Source organism: Pseudomonas sp. B21-056, assembly GCF_026016325.1.
Classification (GTDB): Bacteria; Pseudomonadota; Gammaproteobacteria; order Pseudomonadales; family Pseudomonadaceae; genus Aquipseudomonas.
Genome location: NZ_CP087203.1, coordinates 4,491,482 through 4,507,063, shown reverse-complemented (window position 1 = coordinate 4,507,063; position 15,582 = coordinate 4,491,482). Strand labels below are relative to the sequence as shown.

The following is a 15,582-nucleotide window of genomic DNA, read 5'->3' as shown; positions in this document are numbered from 1 at the left end:
GGCGACGCTTCGGCGCGTACAGCGAACAAGGAAACGAGATGCCCTACCAAAGTGGAAAAGAAGCTTTCATGCAAGGCGTTCGGATGCTCCTTCCATTGATCCCGGGCGTCATCCCATTCGGGCTGGTGACCGGGGTCATGGCCATCGAAATGGGCCTGTCGCCCGGCATGAGCATGGGCATGACGATACTGTTCTATTCCGGCTCCGCCCAGATGGTTGCACTCCAGTTGCTGCACAACGGCGTCATGCCGGCGGCGATCGTGGCCACGGCCCTGGTGATCAACCTGCGTTTCATCATGTACAGCGCTTCCCTGGCCCCGCACCTGCACCATTTTCCCCGTCGCTGGACCTGGCCGATGGCCTACCTGCTTTCGGACCAATCCTATGCGCTGTGCAGCTTGAAATTCTCGTCGGGCGAATTGGGACCATTCGCCCATCATTTCTATGCCGGGACCGCGGTGGCGATGTGGCTGGCCTGGCAACTATCGGTGCTGGCCGGGGTATACCTGGGCGCGAGCATCCCGGACACCTGGTCCTTGAGTTTTGCCATACCCCTTTCCTTCCTGGCGTTGCTCATTCCCGGCCTGCGCAGCGGGGCGAGTTGGGGCGCCGCAGCGGTTGGGGGGCTGCTTGCCGTACTGGCAGTCCAGCTGCCCTACAACCTGGGGTTGATCACCGCGTCCATCGGCGGCGTCCTGGCAGGGTTGCTGATTGAAAGTATTCGCTCAAACCGTGCAACCGCTGAAGGCGTTGAAGGAGAGCCCTCATGAGCGATCTTGCCTTGTGGGGCCTGTTTCTGGCGGCCGGCTTGGGAACCTTCTTCATACGGCTGTCCTTCATCGAGCTTTATGGCCGCTGGCGGATTCCACCCCTGATCCGTCGGGCCTTGATGTACGTGCCGGCGAGCGTATTGGCGGCCCTGGTACTGCCTGCGGTGGTGTATCCCAATGGGCATGGGGCGTTCGTGTTGGCGAATCCTCAGATACCGGCGGCGATTGTGGCAGCGTGGGTGGCCTGGCGGTGGCGCAGTACGCTGCTGACATTGGTGGTGGGGATGGTGGCGTTGTGGGGCGTGAAGTTCATCGGCGTGTGAGCATGTCCTTTCAGTGAAGGCGTCGATGCTTCGGGGAGCAGCGGTCGGTTCTGGAGTGCCGGGTCCGTCCCGGCTGATCTACAATGGCCTCTCTCCAACAGAGGCCGGCCTTTCGTGGATGTGTTTTCCCTGATCTACCAACAACTGATTGAGTGGGTCATCGCGCCTATCACCGAACAGTTCTACAGCATCTTCAGCTTCAATGGCCGCCTCGGGGTTTTGTTCCTCTGTGCTTCCTATGGCGTGGCCTATGGGCTGTTTCGCTTCAGAAAACAGCGCGGCCTGACTGACGCTCATTCGTTCTGGCAGTTTATCGGTGGCAGTCGGGTGTATTTTCATCGCTCTGCGTGGCTGGATTGTCGCTACTACCTGTTGCGCAAGATCCTCAAGCTCGCGCTTGTATTGCCCATCGTTCATCTGGTCGATCCGTACATCCTGCGATCCGGAGACTACCTGGCATTCTTCAACAACCTCTGGGGCGCGCGGCCGCGCCCGGGGGACGGGTTATCGCTGGCTTTGCTCTATGGGCTGGGGGTGTTCCTGGTGAAAGACTTCGCCCACTACTGGGTGCATCGGGCGTTTCACTCACGCTGGTTGTGGGCTTTTCACAAGGTTCATCATTCAGCACCGGTGCTGGTACCGGCGACGGCGAGCCGGATTCATTTTGTGGAGAGGATCGTCGGAAACCTCGGCATCACCGCCTGCCTTGGCCTCTACGTTGGTACTTTCTGGTACCTGAGCGGCGGGGAGATCAGCCACTACAGGTTGTTCGGTGTGACCTACGTGGTGTTCATCTTCAATAGCCTGGCGGCTAATTTGCGCCATACCCACGTCTGGCTGTCATTCGGCCCGGCGCTCGAACACGTGCTGAACAGCCCCGCCCAGCACCAGATCCACCACAGCGATGCGCCCCGTCACTTCAATCGTAACTTCGGCACCAACCTGTCGCTCTGGGACTGGATGTTCGGCACGCTCTATGTCACCAGCGCCCGGCCCGAGCCTCTGCGCTTTGGCACCGGGGAACAGGATCACCAGCGGTACCTGACGGTGTACAGCCTGATTGTCACGCCTTTTGTCGAAATCGCCGGCAAGTTGCTGGGGAAACGCTTGCGAGGGATCAAGACGCAGACGCCGTATTCATAGCGCCTGTCGTTGCAGCGTGGGCAGCCCCTTCAATCTGCCTGAAGCATTGGCTTGTCTGGTTTCAGGGCCGCTTTGCGGCCCAGCGGGGCGGTGCGACGTTTCGCTAAATCCCCTCGCCACAGAGGGCGGCGCCTGACAGAGCGTCACCCGATGTCCAATGATTTGTAGGACATCACCGTAGTCCCACCAGCCTTCCCCGCCACTCACCCACGAATTAATACGCTCCGTCCTTCAGAATCCGTCGCACATTCCCACACCGAGCGGGATAATACGCACCGGTCCGAAGCAGGAGCGCTTCGGACCTCGATTGAATGGGCGGCAGAAGGATCTAACGCAATGACAGACTGGCTGCAAAGCTATGGGGAAATGGCCGAACGGGTGCGGCGCCATGATTGGGCGAGCACACCCCTTGGGTTGCCGACGCAGTGGCCCGATGTATTGAAGACCACCGTGGCGCTCAGTTTCGCCTCCCATTTTCCCCAGGCCATTGTGTGGGGGCCGGACCTGATCATGCTGTACAACGATGCGTTTGTGCCCATCCTCGGCAATAAACCCGATGCGCTGGGCCGGCGGTTCGATGAGGTCTGGCAGGAGGCCTGGAACGAGATCGGCCCGATCGTGCAGGCGGCCTTCGACGGGCAGGCGACCTATATCGAGAACTTCCCCCTCGTCATCGAACGTGGCGACGGTCCCGAGCAAGCCTATTTCACATTCTGCTACAGCCCCATCCGTGACCAGTTCGGCAAGGTCGTGGGCATGCTGGATACTGTCACCGAAACCACCTCGACGGTGTTCATGAACCAGCGCCTGGCTGTGCTGGATGCCATCGGTACTGCCGTGGCGAACGTCACTGATCCGCAGGACATCATGGCGGCCACCACGCGCATCCTGGCGGCGCACCTGAACCTGTCCAATTGCGCTTATGCCGACATGGATGAGGACGAAGACGGCTTCACGATTCGCGGCGACTGGGCCAGGGCGGGCTCGCCCAGTATTGTCGGGCATTATCGGCTGGCGGATTTCGGTCGGTTGGCGGTCACTAACCTTCGAGCCGGCAAGGCCTTGGTGGTGGGCAATAACCTGGCGGAACTGGCGCCGCAGGAAGCGGCGGCGTTCCAGTCCCTCGGCATCGCCGCGACCATTTGCGTCCCGTTGATCAAGGGTGGGCGGTTGACGGCGCTGATGGCGATCCATGACAAGACGCCCCGGTGCTGGTCTTCATACGATCTGGCACTGCTCAAGGAAGTCACCGAGCGATCCTGGGCCCATATCGAGCGCGCCCGTGCGGACGCTGCCGTGCGTGAAGGCCTGGCGGCCCTGGCCGAGTTGAATGCAACGCTTGAGGAGCGGGTCGAGGAACGCAGTACGCGCCTGAAGCAGACTGAAGCTGCGTTGCGCCAGTCGCAAAAGCTCGAGGCCATCGGCCAGCTCACCGGCGGCGTGGCCCATGATTTCAACAACCTGTTGACGATCATCCGTTCTTCCGTCGATTTCCTGCGCATGCCCGACCTGTCCAATGAGCGCCGTCAGCGCTACATGACGGCGGTTTCCGAAACGGTGGACCGTGCCGCCAAGCTGACCAGTCAGCTATTGGCTTTTGCCCGACGCCAGCCGTTGAAACCGGAAGTCATCGATGTCGGCAAGCAGGTGCAGAACCTGGGAGACATGCTGGAAACCATCACAGGGGCGCGGATGCAGGTCAAGGTCGAGGTGTGCGACCGACCGTGTTACATCCGCGCGGACCTGAGCCAGTTTGAAACGGCCCTGATCAATATGGCCTTGAATGCCCGGGATGCCATGAGTGGCCAGGGCACGTTGTGGCTTCGACTCAAATGCGGTGAAGGCATGCCGCCGATCCGTGGTCATGCGGGGTCCGGCCAGCCCTTTGTCGCGGTAGCCCTGGCGGACACCGGTACTGGCATTGCCTCAGAAGACCTCGAACACATTTTCGAACCCTTCTTCACCACCAAGGAGGTGGGCAAGGGCACGGGGTTGGGGTTGTCCCAGGTGTTCGGCTTTGCCAAGCAGTCCGGTGGCAATGTCGACGTTTCGACCGTGGTTGACGAGGGCACCGTGTTTACGCTGTTCCTTCCGGAAGTCGAAGCCGAAAAACTGCATGACCCCGCCCGGGAAGAAACCATGCACCTGATCCTGGAAAAGGGCAGGCGCCGGGTGTTGATCGTGGAGGACAACCTGGAGGTAGGGCGTTTTGCCAATCAGATCCTGCAAGACCTGGGCTACGAAACCGCCTGGGCAACCAACGCCGAGGAGGCGCTGGAGATGGTCGGCCCGGACGCTGCTGCATTCGATGCGATATTTTCCGATGTGGTCATGCCCGGCATCAGCGGCATTGCCCTGGCCCGGGAGCTGCGTCGGCGCCGCAAGGATCTGCCGGTGATCCTCACGTCGGGCTACAGCGAGGAACTGGCCTATAGTGGTCATGAGGGGTTTGAGTTCTTGTCCAAACCCTATTCCGCCGACCAGGTTTCCCGGGTTTTGAGCCGGACAATGCGCGCTACCGATTGAGTGTTTCCCTTTTGAAACAGTGAGTTCCATTCGTCGGGCAGTGCTGTCATGGCCGTGCGGTCTGTTGCTGACCGACTAGTCTCAAGCTCGTGAAGGTCGATATGGTTCAGGCAATCGGTTGATGCCGGTATCGATCTCGATGAAAAGGGGAAAGGCGATGGGAGCACCGTACAGCGAGGAAAACGCAGCCGTATACCCGATCAATGAAGGGCTGCAGTGTGGTCAATCGGCGTATCGGTCGGACTTTGGCGACGAGCCGATCAAGTCCATCCGGACGAAGGTTGCGAAGGTACAGCGAGGGGAAAAAGCCAAGTTCCTGCCCAGGGTACCTGCCAGCAAATAACTCAAACACAACCCCGCCACTGAAGTCATTCAATGGAATGAGCCTGTGGCGAGGGGCTTGCTCCCTCGCTTCAGAGCATTCCTGTCGTTGGTGTAGATATTTCTACTCTTTTTCCTACGAGCGATTTCTTTCACGTTTCTTTCACACTCGGAAACGTAGGCTGAGCTCATCCGTTAGAAAGCAGTACCTGCCCGTTTCCCCAGCGGGCTTTTTTTTGCCTGTCATAAAACTCCCCCTGCATTCGTTGTCCAACCAGCATGGTTGATGCCGTTTGGCGTAAACTCGCGCCCCGCGCGCACCGGCCATCTTTCCCGATGCGGCATTCTTGAGGTTTTTATCATGCGTTTGACTTTGTCCACCCTGGTGCTTGGGCTTGTGGTTGCTCAAGGTGCGATGGCGGCTGGTGATGGTACTGCTGCAATCGGCGGTGGCCTTGGCGGTGTATTGGGTAATGTGGTTGGCCAGCAGATGGGCGGCAGCACAGGCGCAGCGATTGGCGCCGGTGTCGGCGGCGCGGCGGGCAGTGCGGTGGGGGCTCGCAAGGGCAGCCGCACGGAAGCAGCCATTGGCGGCGGCCTGGGGTCGGCCGGTGGTTCGATTGTCGGTAACCGCCTGGGCGGCTCCACCGGGTCGACCATTGGTGCAGGCATTGGCGGTGCGGCAGGTGGTGCGCTGGGCAGCAACCTGTCCAACGACAACGACCGTCATTCCGGCAAGAAGTACAAGCATAAAAGAAAGCATCGCTGAAGCGATGCCTGACTGAGAAACCCGGCCTTGTGCCGGGTTTTTCTTTCCCGGGATTTATCGGAACGTTTACTGTCCCCCCGCCTCGAATTGATACATCCATTTGCAAATGCGAGGTGTGTCATGACGCCGGAAACCGAAGGCAAGGAAGAAAAAGGCCCGTCGGGTGTGCCTTTCGTCAATGATCCGGGCAATGAAGACCCAGGCTCGCTGATGGATGATGCCCTGGTTCCCCTGATCGAGACCGAGGACGAAACCCCGGAATACCCTTTACCCTCGCCAACCAACTCCCTGGGCCGCGACCAACGACCACCGGATGATGAGAATGGCGCGGAGCCGGTGCCGAGCGAGGATGAAGAGGTCGAGGCGAGCCCGGATGATCCGGATATCGCCGGGGACGATGCTTCCGGCAAACCGAGCTGACGGCCTGGCCCGCCTGTCGATTTCTCGGCACCATCTGCCCAGCAGGGTTGCCCACATCTGGTAAGCATCTCGAAAAAGGAGACTCACTATGATGAAGTCACACATGACGGCACTGATCCTTGCCGGAATTCTTTCAATCAGTCCACTGGTGGCTGTCGCCCAGTCCTCGGGCGGCAGTCCTCCCGTGGATAAGGGCGGCATGCCACCCTCCACTCAGATGGATGCCGGCGGCACCACCGACGCCAACGGCAATGCACTGCCTCCCGGTTCCGTGAGTGGCGGTAACGGTGGCGACGCCAACGGCAGCAGCACGAACCCCGGCACCGGAAGCGGCTCCACCAGCGGTGGCAGCACCATGGGCGGCGATTCCTCCAGCAGCGGCACCGGAGCCGGTAGCAGCGACAGCGGCGGTAGCTCGAGCGGTTCCAGCAGCTCAAGCCAATGACCAAGCAGTGATGGAGCGCTGTAGGAGCTGTCGAGCGTAGCGAGGCTGCGATCTTTTCCCGATGCTCACAAGTCTTGGGAACATCAAGATCAAAAGATCGCAGCCTCGCTACGCTCGACAGCTCCTACCGGGCAGCTTCATCCTGATGTCGTACGATTTCCCGTTGCCTCTCCCAGCCCCCCCTCGCTATTCTGCTGAATCCTTTAAGGCAAACACATTGCTCCGGACGCTCCTGAGCCATCCCCTGGAATGTTGTGTTGATAACGGATCAGATGCGATGAATGCACCGTTGAAAGAGTTTGGCCCGATCAAAGCCGTGATTTTCGACATGGATGGGCTGTTGCTGGACACCGAGGGCATCTACACCGAGGTCACGTCCATCATCGCTGAGCGCTACGGGCGCACGTTCGACTGGAGCGTCAAGCAGAACATCATCGGCCGCGGCGCCGGGGATCTGGCCCGCTATGTGGTCCAGGCCCTGGAGTTACCGATCACCCCGGAGGAATTCCTGGTGATCCGCGAGCCGTTGATGCGCGAGCGTTTTCCCCATGCCCTGGCAATGCCGGGCGCCGAGGAACTGGTGCGGCACCTCAAGGCCAGTGGCGTGCCTATTGCGGTGGGCACCAGCTCGTCGCGGCATACCTTCGCCTTGAAAACCACCCTGCACCGGGATTGGTTTGCGCTGTTCGACTTCATCGTCACCGCGGACGATCCGGAAGTGGGCGCGGCAAAGCCGGCGCCGGATATCTTCCTCGTCGCGGCCCGTCGCCTGGGCGTCGATCCTCGTGATTGCCTAGTGTTCGAGGATTCTCCGTTTGGCGTCACCGCAGCGAAAGCGGCGGGCATGACCGCCATCGCCATCCCGGATCCGGCCATGGCCGACGAAAAATATGCCCACGCCGACGGGATCATCCGTTCGCTGAAAATGTTCCAGCCAGGGCTCTGTGGTCTGCCGGAGCTGGAGCGGGCCTGACAACCTGCAGTTCCACAACGAAACGCCGGTCATGGTTGAACCCATGACCGGCGTTTTTTCATGCCCGGCTCAGGCGCCGAAACCACCGTCGATGCTCAGGCTGGCCCCGGTGATATAGGCCGCTTCCGGGCCTGCCAGGTAGCTGACGAAGCTGGCGATTTCGTCGACCTTGCCGTAGCGCCCGATGGCCATCAGCGACATCAGGCTGGACGCGAAGTCGCTGTCGGCCGGGTTCATGTCGGTGTCGACCGGGCCCGGCTGCACGTTGTTGACCGTGATGCCCCGGGGGCCAAGGTCACGGGCCAGGCCTTTGGTCAGGCCCACCAGTGCGGCTTTGCTCATGGCGTAAGGGGCGCCGCCGGCAAAGGGCATGCGGTCGGCGTTGGTGCTGCCGATATTGATCACCCGACCGCCTTCGGTCATGTGGCGTGCGGCGGCTTGCGTAGCGATGAATACACTGCGCACGTTGACGGCCAGGGTCTGGTCGAAGTCTTCGAGCTTGAACTCGTCCAGCGGTGCCATTGCCAGGACGCCGGCGTTGTTGACCAGAATGTCCAGCCCGCCGAAAGCCTCGGCGGTCGCTTCGACAGCGTTGCGGATGGCATCGGCGTCGGCGCTGTCGGCTTTGATCGCCAGGGCTTTGCCGCCGGTTGCGGTGATGCTGTTCTGCAGTGCTTCAGCCTTGGCGGCTGAGCTGACATAGGTGAAGGCCACGGCGGCGCCCTCTGCGGCCAGGCGCTTGACGATGGCGGCGCCGATGCCGCGGGAACCGCCCTGGACCAAGGCGACCTTACCCTTCAGTGTTTGAGTACTCATGATGTTCTCCAAAATGTACCGGGGCGAGATGCCGCGGCGATGGGGGGAGTATCAGGATCGCGTCTCTGGTTGTGTAGACCGTCATTGCTATAGTCTGTGTAAACCAGAAGTTTAGAATGGTGATCATGGAAAAATTTGGTAGTATCGAATGCTTCGTCCGCAGCGCCGAAGTCGGCAGTTTTGCCGAAGCGGCTCGCCGCTTGAGCGTGACCCCGGCGGCGGTGGGCAAGAGCGTGGCCAAGCTCGAGGCGCGGCTGGGTGTACGACTGTTCCAGCGTAGCACCCGTCGCCTGACGCTGACCGAAGCCGGTCAGCTGTTCCTGAGCGAAGTGAGCGGCAGCCTCAATACCATCCAGAACGCGGTCGCCAACCTCGCCAGCGCGGGCGGGCAACCGGCGGGTACGCTTAAGGTGAGCATGGGCACGGCGTTCGGCCGGTTGTATGTGGTGCCGTTGCTGGGCACTTTTCTACAGCGGTACCCGGCGATCAATCCGGACTGGCACTTCGATAACCGGCAGGTGGACTTGATCGGCCAGGGCTTCGATGCGGCCATCGGCGGCGGTTTCGAACTGCCCCTTGGTGTGGTGGCGCGCAAGCTGGCGGTGGCTCATCGAGTGCTGGTGGCCTCCAAGGACTATCTGCAAAGCCATGCGGCGGTGATCGAGCCGGACGATCTGGTGCACCATCAGGGGATCCTGATCCGTTCGCCCCAGACCGGGCGTGTCCGGTCATGGCAACTGACCAGTCGCACAGGGCAGCATCGTCCGCTCATGCTCAAGGCACGCATGACCATGAGTGACTCGGAGGCCGATTGCGCCGCCGCAGCGCAAGGGCTGGGCATCGGGCTGGTGAGCATGCCGGTGGCTGTTCCGTACCTGGAATCCGGTGCGTTGCAACGGGTGCTGACGGACTGGTACGTCGACGATGGCAACATCTCCATTTATTACGCCGAGCACAAACTGCTGCCGGGCAAGACCCGGGCGTTTGTGGACTTCATCATCGAGCAGTTTGCCGCGCAGGGGTTGGGGGAGCGGTTCAGTGCGGTTTGAGCTTGGCTTGGGACCGAGTCGGCTCCATCGCGAGCAGGCTCGCTCCCACAGGGGATTTGTGTTGGGCTTCAATTTTATGTCCACCACAATCCAACTGTGGGAGCCTGCTCGCGATGGAGTCGACTCGGTCTAGAGTGGAGAACTCACCGCCCAAACCGCCCCGGCCAGCCCACAATGTGCTTGGGCCGAGGCGTCGCATAGGTGCGTACCTTCGACGTCGACAACCCCAACCGCACCAACGATTCGGCAACGGTCACCGCCGCTGTCACCCCATCGACCACCGGCACCCCGGTGCGCTGGCGGATCTGTTCATCGAGCCCGGCCATGCCGCCGCAGCCCAGGCAGATGACTTCGGCCTTGTCCTGGCTGACCGCCAGTTCAGCCTGGTGGACGATGGCTTCGACCGCTCGCTGCGGGTCTTCCTCCAGCTCCAGCACCGCCAGGCCACTGGCCCGCACGGAGGCGCAGCGGTCGTACAGGCCGGAGAGCTTGAGGCGGTCTTCGATCAGCGGCACGGTGCGGTCCAGGGTGGTGACCACCGAGTAGGCATGACCGAGAAACATGGCGGTGCTGGCGCCCGCGTCGGTGATGTCCACCACCGGGACGTTGAGTAGTTCCTGCAAACCTTCACGACCGTGCTCGCCGTAGCCGGCCTGGATCACCGCGTCGAACGGCTGGTCGTAGGACATCACTCGATCCATCACGGCGATGGCGGCCAGGTAACTTTCGAAATTGCCTTCGATAGAGTCGGCACCGAAATGCGGCGTGAGCCCGACAATCTCGGTGCCGGGGGCGGCCACGGCCTGGGCTTGCCGGGCGATGGCCTCGGTGATGGATTCGGTGGTGTTGACGTTGACCACAAGAATTCGCATGAGCTGTTTCCCTTAACGCAGAAAAGTCAGCGGCCCGCACCTGGCGGGCCGCCTTGAACAATCAATGGCTGACGTTATCCACAGCGATGGATTCACCGCTGACGTCCTCGTAATACGCTTGGCGCTTGGCGATGATCAGGTACAGCAGCCCCGCAATCGAAGCGCCGATCAGCCAGGAAAACGGTGAGACGCTATCGAAGCCGGGCACCAGTGCCAGGATGATCGCGATCAACGCCGCCGGAATGAACGCCGCCACGGCCCGCAGGTTGACCCCGTTGCTGTAGAAGTACGCACCGTTCGGGTCTTCGCTGTACAACTGCGGCACGTTGATGCGGCCTTTTCGCAGCAACCAGTAATCGACCATGATCACGCCGTACAGCGGGCCGAGCAGGGCGCCGAGGCCGGACAGGAAGTACACGATCACCAGCGGGCTGTTGTAGAGGTTCCACGGCAGGATCAACACAGCGATGGCGGCGCTGATCAACCCGGCGCGGCGGAAGTTCAGGTACTTGGGCGCCAGGTTGCTGAGCACGAAGGCCGGGGCGACGAAGTTGGCCATGATGTTCACCGCCACGGTGACGATCAGGAACGCCAGGCAGCCCAGCACCAGGAAGAAGGTGTTGGGAATCGAGGCGATCACCTGGGTCGGGCTCTCGATGATCTGTCCGTTGATCTGGAACTGCGCACCGCACAACAGGACGGTGATGGCGGCAAACACCAGGATATTCACCGGCAGGCCCCAGAAGTTGCCGACGATGATGGTCCGACGGCACGGCGAAGAACGGGCAAAGTCGCAGAAGTTGAGCACCAACGTGCCGTAGATCGCCAGCCACAGCGCACCGCCGGCGAAGATATTGCGCCACATTTCGCCGCCGGTCAGCGGTTCGCGGATCGACCAGGCAATGGTTGCGCCGGCCTGGGTGTACATCCATCCGGCCAGGGCCGCGACGGTCACCAGGATCACCGGCCCGGCGAAGCCTTCGTAACGGCGCACCGTTTCCATGCCGTAGGCCAGGATCATCAGTTGCACGAACCAGATCGCCACGAAGCACACCCAGCCCAGGCTCGACAGACCCAGGATCGAGTTGTGGTCGTATTCGGCGAAGCCTGGATGAATCGCCGTCAGCAACACCCGGAAAACCACCGACGCGAGGTAGGTCTGGATGCCAAACCAGGCGATGGCGATCACGGCCCTGATCAATGCGGGAATCTGTGCGCCGTGGATGCCGAAGCTGATCCGGCTGATCACCGGGAACGGCACCCCGGTCTTCTGCCCCATGTAGCCGGACAGGTTCATGAAACCGTACACCAGGGCCGCGCCGATCCCCAGGGACAGCAGGATCTGCCAGCCCCCCAGGCCCAGCGCATAGAGGCCGATGGCGAAGGAATAGTTGGCGATGTTGTGTACGTCGTTGGTCCACAGGGCAAAGATGCTATAGCGGCCCCAACGTCGGCCTTCGGCCTTGGTCGGCGCCAGGTCCTTGTTGTGCAGCCTCGGGCTCAGGGCCAGGGCGGCCGCGGTTTGGTCATCGAAGGCAGCGGTTGAAGAGGGTAGATCCAGCGCGATGTTATTGGAGAGACTTGTACGCATTCCGGCAGGCTCCTGATTCTCGGCGCAGCGATGACTGTGCATGAGCGCGGGGCTCGGCAATCTTCGTCGCGACGCGGCAAGCATCATTGGTGATGGGGCATCTGCAGCCTGTACGGGATAGGGCGCTTCAGGCTTGCGGATCTAAAGTGTGTGTATGTTTTATTAGGTTTGTATACAAAACACTTGTCGTCTCAAGCCAGATTTATGCCAGCCTTGGATCTAACAAAAGGCACGTTGATTTCGATTAGTTATCTAATGCGTGTAAGTCGCTGAAATCAAGCGTTTATAAATTGACCGTTTGAACAGGTATTTATTTTTTGAGGTGGGGAAGGGAAAGGCGAAGGTCGGGGGAAGAAACGTAAAAATGTAACTTTTCGGTGCGTTACTCGATGGAGTGCACACAAAAAATGCCACTTGAAGTGACATTTTTTGTGTACAGAAGGCCGGGCTACAGATCAGGTCTTGGATTTGCTGATGATGTTACCGGCGTGCAACCCGCATTCCTTCTGCGTGGCTTCCTCCCACCACCAGCGGCCTTCGCGTTCGTGCTGGTTCGGCAGTACCGGGCGGGTGCAGGGCTCGCAGCCGATGCTGATGAAGCCGCGTTCATGCAGGCTGTTGTAAGGCAGCTCCAGCATGCGGATGTAGCCCCAGACTTCCTCGCTGGTCATTTGCGACAGCGGGTTGAACTTGTAAAGGGTGCGCTCTGGCGTGGAAAACGCCGTGTCGATTTCCAGCACGGCCACCTGGCTGCGGGTGCCAGGGCTCTGGTCGCGGCGCTGGCCGGTGGCCCAGGCGCGGACGTCGGACAGCTTGCGGCGCAGTGGCTCGATCTTGCGGATGCCGCAGCACTCGCCATGGCCGTCCTTGTAGAAACTGAACAGGCCTTTTTCCTTCACGAAAGGCTCCAGTTTCGTATGGTCCGGCGAGACCAGTTCGATGTCGATCTTGTAGTGCTCGCGCACCTGATCGATGAACCGATAGGTTTCCGGGTGCAGGCGACCGGTGTCGAGGCTGAACACCTTGACGTTCTTGTTCAGCTTCCAGGCCATGTCCACCAGCACCACATCCTCGGCGCCGCTGAAAGATATCCACAGGTCATCGCCGAATTCGGCGAAGGCCAGCTTGAGGATGTCTTGTGGAGACTTGTTGGCATAGGTCGTGGCGAGTTCCACGACGTCAAACGATGGGCTCATCAGGGCGGTTTCCTACAGGTCGGTGGCGCTGAGCGCTCTATATGAGGCTGATGGTAACAAAAGTGGCCGGGGCTGGCGCGTTCCTGTGCGTTGCGGCTAGAGTCGGCAGGCCTTTTGTTCGCTCAACCGATAAACATCCAAAAATGGGAGTGTCTTGTGGAAATTGCCTGTCTTGACCTGGAAGGTGTGCTGGTCCCGGAAATCTGGATCGCCTTTGCCGAAAAAACCGGGATTGAATCCCTCAGGGCAACCACCCGGGACATTCCCGACTACGACGTGCTGATGAAGCAGCGGCTGCGCATCCTCGACGAACATGGCCTCAAGCTCTCCGACATCCAGGAGGTCATCGCCACCCTCAAGCCGCTGGACGGTGCCATCGAGTTCGTCGACTGGCTGCGCGAACGCTTCCAGGTGGTGATTCTTTCCGACACGTTCTATGAATTTTCCCAACCCCTGATGCGCCAACTGGGCTTCCCGACGTTGCTGTGCCATCGTCTGATCACGGATGAAGGTGGGCGGGTTACCGGCTATCAATTGCGTCAGAAAGATCCCAAGCGGCAGTCGGTCCTGGCCTTCAAGAGCTTGTACTACCGGGTGATCGCGGCGGGGGATTCCTACAATGACACCACGATGCTTGGCGAAGCCGACGCCGGGATTCTGTTCCATGCGCCGGACAATGTGATCCGAGAATTTCCGCAATTCCCGGCGGTGCACAGCTTTGCCGAGTTGAAACAGGAGTTCCTCAAGGCCTCGAACCGCAATCTGAGCCTGTAACCCCATACGTTGTTGATCGATCGTTCCCACGCAGAGCGTGGGAACGATCAAAACAGGAGGCTGTGTGGTGTCAGAGGCTCTGCAGAGTCTCGAGCAGCACCTTCACCTTGGTAATCGACTCCTGATACTCCGCCTGCCAGTGCGAGTCCGCGACAATCCCGCCGCCGCCCCAGCAACACACCTGTCCGTCCTTGACCAGCAGGCTGCGGATGGCGATGGAGCTGTCCATTTCCCCGCGCACGTCCAGGTACAGCAACGAGCCGCAATACAGCCCGCGTCGGGTCGGTTCGAGTTCGTCGATGATCTGCATGGCGCGGATCTTCGGTGCGCCGGTGATGGAGCCGCCGGGGAAGCTGCCGGCGATCAGGTCCAGGGCATCCTTGCCGTCGGCCAGCTCGCCGGTCACGCTGCTGACCAGGTGATGCACGTTCGGGTAGCTTTCCAGGCTGAACAGTTCCGGCACGCGCACCGAGCCGATCCGACAGGTGCGGCCCAGGTCGTTGCGCAGCAGATCGACAATCATCAGGTTTTCCGCCCGGTCCTTGGGGCTGGCCAGCAGCTCGGCGGCGTGGGCCGCGTCTTCGCCGGGCGTCGTACCACGGGGGCGGGTGCCCTTGATCGGGCGGGTTTCCACGTGGCTTTCGCTGACTTTGACGAAGCGTTCGGGCGACAGGCTCAGCACGGCGCCGCCATCGGGCAGGCTCTGGAAGCCGGAAAACGGCGTCGGGCACGCCGCGCGCAGCGCCTGGTAGGCGGCCCAGGCATCGCCCTGGCAGGGTGCCCGGAAACGCTGGGCAAAGTTGACCTGGTAACAATCGCCGGCCTGGATATAACCGTGGATACGCTCGATGGCCTGCCGATATTCATCGGCGCTGAGGTCGGGAGCCATCGGGCTTTCAAGTCTGAAGCCGGCCTCTGTTGCCGGGATCGGCTGGCTGAACAGCGCGATCAGGCGCTGGCGTTCGCTTTCGTGGCAATGGGGATGGAATACCAGTTGGCTGGTGCCGGCCTGGTGGTCGCTGACCAGTGCCCAGTCGTACACGCCGAAACGGGCATCCGGCAGTTGCAGGTCGTCCTTGGCGTGGGATGGCAGCGCTTCGAGGTGTCGGCCGAAGTCATAACTCAAGTAGCCGATCAGGCCGCCGGCAAAGGGCAATTGCACCTTGCCTGGCAGTACAGCATGCCCCAGCTGCGTCAGTTGAGCGCGCAGCCGTTGCAGGAAATCGGCACCGCTCTCTTCCGGCAGCACGGCCAATTGTTCCAGTGGCCAGGCACTGAGCAGGTCATAACGTCCGCGCTCCGCACTGGGCCGGCCGCTGTCGAGCAGCACGCTGCCCGGGGCATGACGAATCGCCGCGAAATACTCGGCGGGGTTGGCGCGGTAGGGTAACGGGTGTACAGAACAGGTAGGCATGGGCGGGTGGGTCGGCCGTTCAGGCGGGGTGGGGATTGTAATCCCTGTGTAGGATTTGCTCCTAGAGGGATGTCGGAGATGGGCAAGTCCGGGGTTTTGAGCTACCTGCAGTATGAGCTCTTGTGGCGAGGGGATTTATCCCCGCTGGGGTGCGAAGCAGCCCTAAATCCTGGCACCTCG

The 15,582-nt window shown here is 61.0% G+C and carries 15 protein-coding genes; 10 read left to right on the top strand and 5 right to left on the bottom strand.

All coding sequences use genetic code 11. The features are described 5' to 3' along the window. Nucleotides 1-38: 38 nt before the first annotated feature. The 8 genes from LOY67_RS19335 to LOY67_RS19300 all read left to right on the top strand — a co-directional run bounded on the left by LOY67_RS19335 (nt 39) and on the right by LOY67_RS19300 (nt 7,690). Nucleotides 39-770: an AzlC family ABC transporter permease gene (locus tag LOY67_RS19335; RefSeq protein ID WP_265063993.1), complete on the top strand. Its 732-nt coding sequence runs from the start codon at nt 39-41 to the stop codon at nt 768-770. Next, nucleotides 767-1,093, top strand: coding sequence for an AzlD domain-containing protein (locus tag LOY67_RS19330; protein WP_265063992.1), 327 nt, complete (start codon nt 767-769; stop codon nt 1,091-1,093). The genes LOY67_RS19335 and LOY67_RS19330 overlap by 4 nt, the downstream gene beginning before the upstream one ends. Before the next feature lie 114 nt (nt 1,094-1,207). Beyond that, nucleotides 1,208-2,236: a sterol desaturase family protein gene (locus tag LOY67_RS19325; protein ID WP_265063991.1), complete on the top strand. Its 1,029-nt coding sequence runs from the start codon at nt 1,208-1,210 to the stop codon at nt 2,234-2,236. Nucleotides 2,237-2,572: 336 nt separating this feature from the next. Continuing rightward, nucleotides 2,573-4,762 (top strand): response regulator, encoded by a 2,190-nt coding sequence (locus LOY67_RS19320; RefSeq protein WP_265063990.1) that lies wholly within the window; start codon nt 2,573-2,575, stop codon nt 4,760-4,762. A 682-nt stretch (nt 4,763-5,444) separates the two neighbouring features. Beyond that, nucleotides 5,445-5,852: a glycine zipper domain-containing protein gene (locus tag LOY67_RS19315; RefSeq protein ID WP_188258699.1), complete on the top strand. Its 408-nt coding sequence runs from the start codon at nt 5,445-5,447 to the stop codon at nt 5,850-5,852. Nucleotides 5,853-6,062: 210 nt separating this feature from the next. Next, entirely contained in the window at nt 6,063-6,272 is a 210-nt protein-coding gene (locus LOY67_RS19310) for a hypothetical protein (protein ID WP_265067787.1), read from the top strand. 88 nt (nt 6,273-6,360) lie between these two features. Next, the gene (locus LOY67_RS19305) at nt 6,361-6,717 is read left to right on the top strand and encodes a hypothetical protein (protein ID WP_265063989.1); all 357 of its coding nucleotides are present in this window, start codon (nt 6,361-6,363) and stop codon (nt 6,715-6,717) included. A gap of 277 nt (nt 6,718-6,994) precedes the next feature. Next, a complete protein-coding gene (locus LOY67_RS19300) occupies nt 6,995-7,690 on the top strand; it encodes an HAD-IA family hydrolase (protein WP_041021378.1) in 696 nt (231 codons plus the stop codon). A gap of 69 nt (nt 7,691-7,759) precedes the next feature. Here LOY67_RS19300 and LOY67_RS19295 read toward each other — a convergent pair whose 3' ends face one another. Next, nucleotides 7,760-8,506, bottom strand: coding sequence for a 3-oxoacyl-ACP reductase family protein (locus LOY67_RS19295; protein ID WP_265063988.1), 747 nt, complete (start codon nt 8,504-8,506; stop codon nt 7,760-7,762). A 125-nt stretch (nt 8,507-8,631) separates the two neighbouring features. Here LOY67_RS19295 and LOY67_RS19290 point away from each other — a divergent pair, with 125 nt between their 5' ends. After that, complete coding sequence (locus LOY67_RS19290; RefSeq protein ID WP_265063987.1) at nt 8,632-9,555, top strand: LysR family transcriptional regulator; 924 nt, start codon at nt 8,632-8,634, stop codon at nt 9,553-9,555. A 143-nt stretch (nt 9,556-9,698) separates the two neighbouring features. Here the strand turns inward: LOY67_RS19290 and LOY67_RS19285 are convergent, their stop codons facing one another. The 3 genes from LOY67_RS19285 to LOY67_RS19275 form a co-directional block, all read right to left on the bottom strand. Then, a complete protein-coding gene (locus LOY67_RS19285) occupies nt 9,699-10,427 on the bottom strand; it encodes an aspartate/glutamate racemase family protein (RefSeq protein ID WP_265063986.1) in 729 nt (242 codons plus the stop codon). Nucleotides 10,428-10,488: 61 nt separating this feature from the next. Further along, nucleotides 10,489-12,018, bottom strand: coding sequence for an NCS1 family nucleobase:cation symporter-1 (locus tag LOY67_RS19280; protein WP_265063985.1), 1,530 nt, complete (start codon nt 12,016-12,018; stop codon nt 10,489-10,491). A gap of 455 nt (nt 12,019-12,473) precedes the next feature. Beyond that, a complete protein-coding gene (locus LOY67_RS19275; RefSeq protein ID WP_265063984.1) occupies nt 12,474-13,214 on the bottom strand; it encodes a phosphoadenylyl-sulfate reductase in 741 nt (246 codons plus the stop codon). 156 nt (nt 13,215-13,370) lie between these two features. Here LOY67_RS19275 and thrH point away from each other — a divergent pair, with 156 nt between their 5' ends. After that, nucleotides 13,371-13,988 carry a bifunctional phosphoserine phosphatase/homoserine phosphotransferase ThrH gene (gene thrH / locus LOY67_RS19270; protein ID WP_041021372.1) on the top strand — a complete coding sequence of 206 codons (618 nt, stop codon included), beginning with the start codon at nt 13,371-13,373 and terminating at the stop codon, nt 13,986-13,988. Nucleotides 13,989-14,058: 70 nt separating this feature from the next. Here thrH and pabB read toward each other — a convergent pair whose 3' ends face one another. Then, nucleotides 14,059-15,402: an aminodeoxychorismate synthase component I gene (gene pabB, locus LOY67_RS19265; protein ID WP_265063983.1), complete on the bottom strand. Its 1,344-nt coding sequence runs from the start codon at nt 15,400-15,402 to the stop codon at nt 14,059-14,061. Nucleotides 15,403-15,582: the final 180 nt, after the last annotated feature.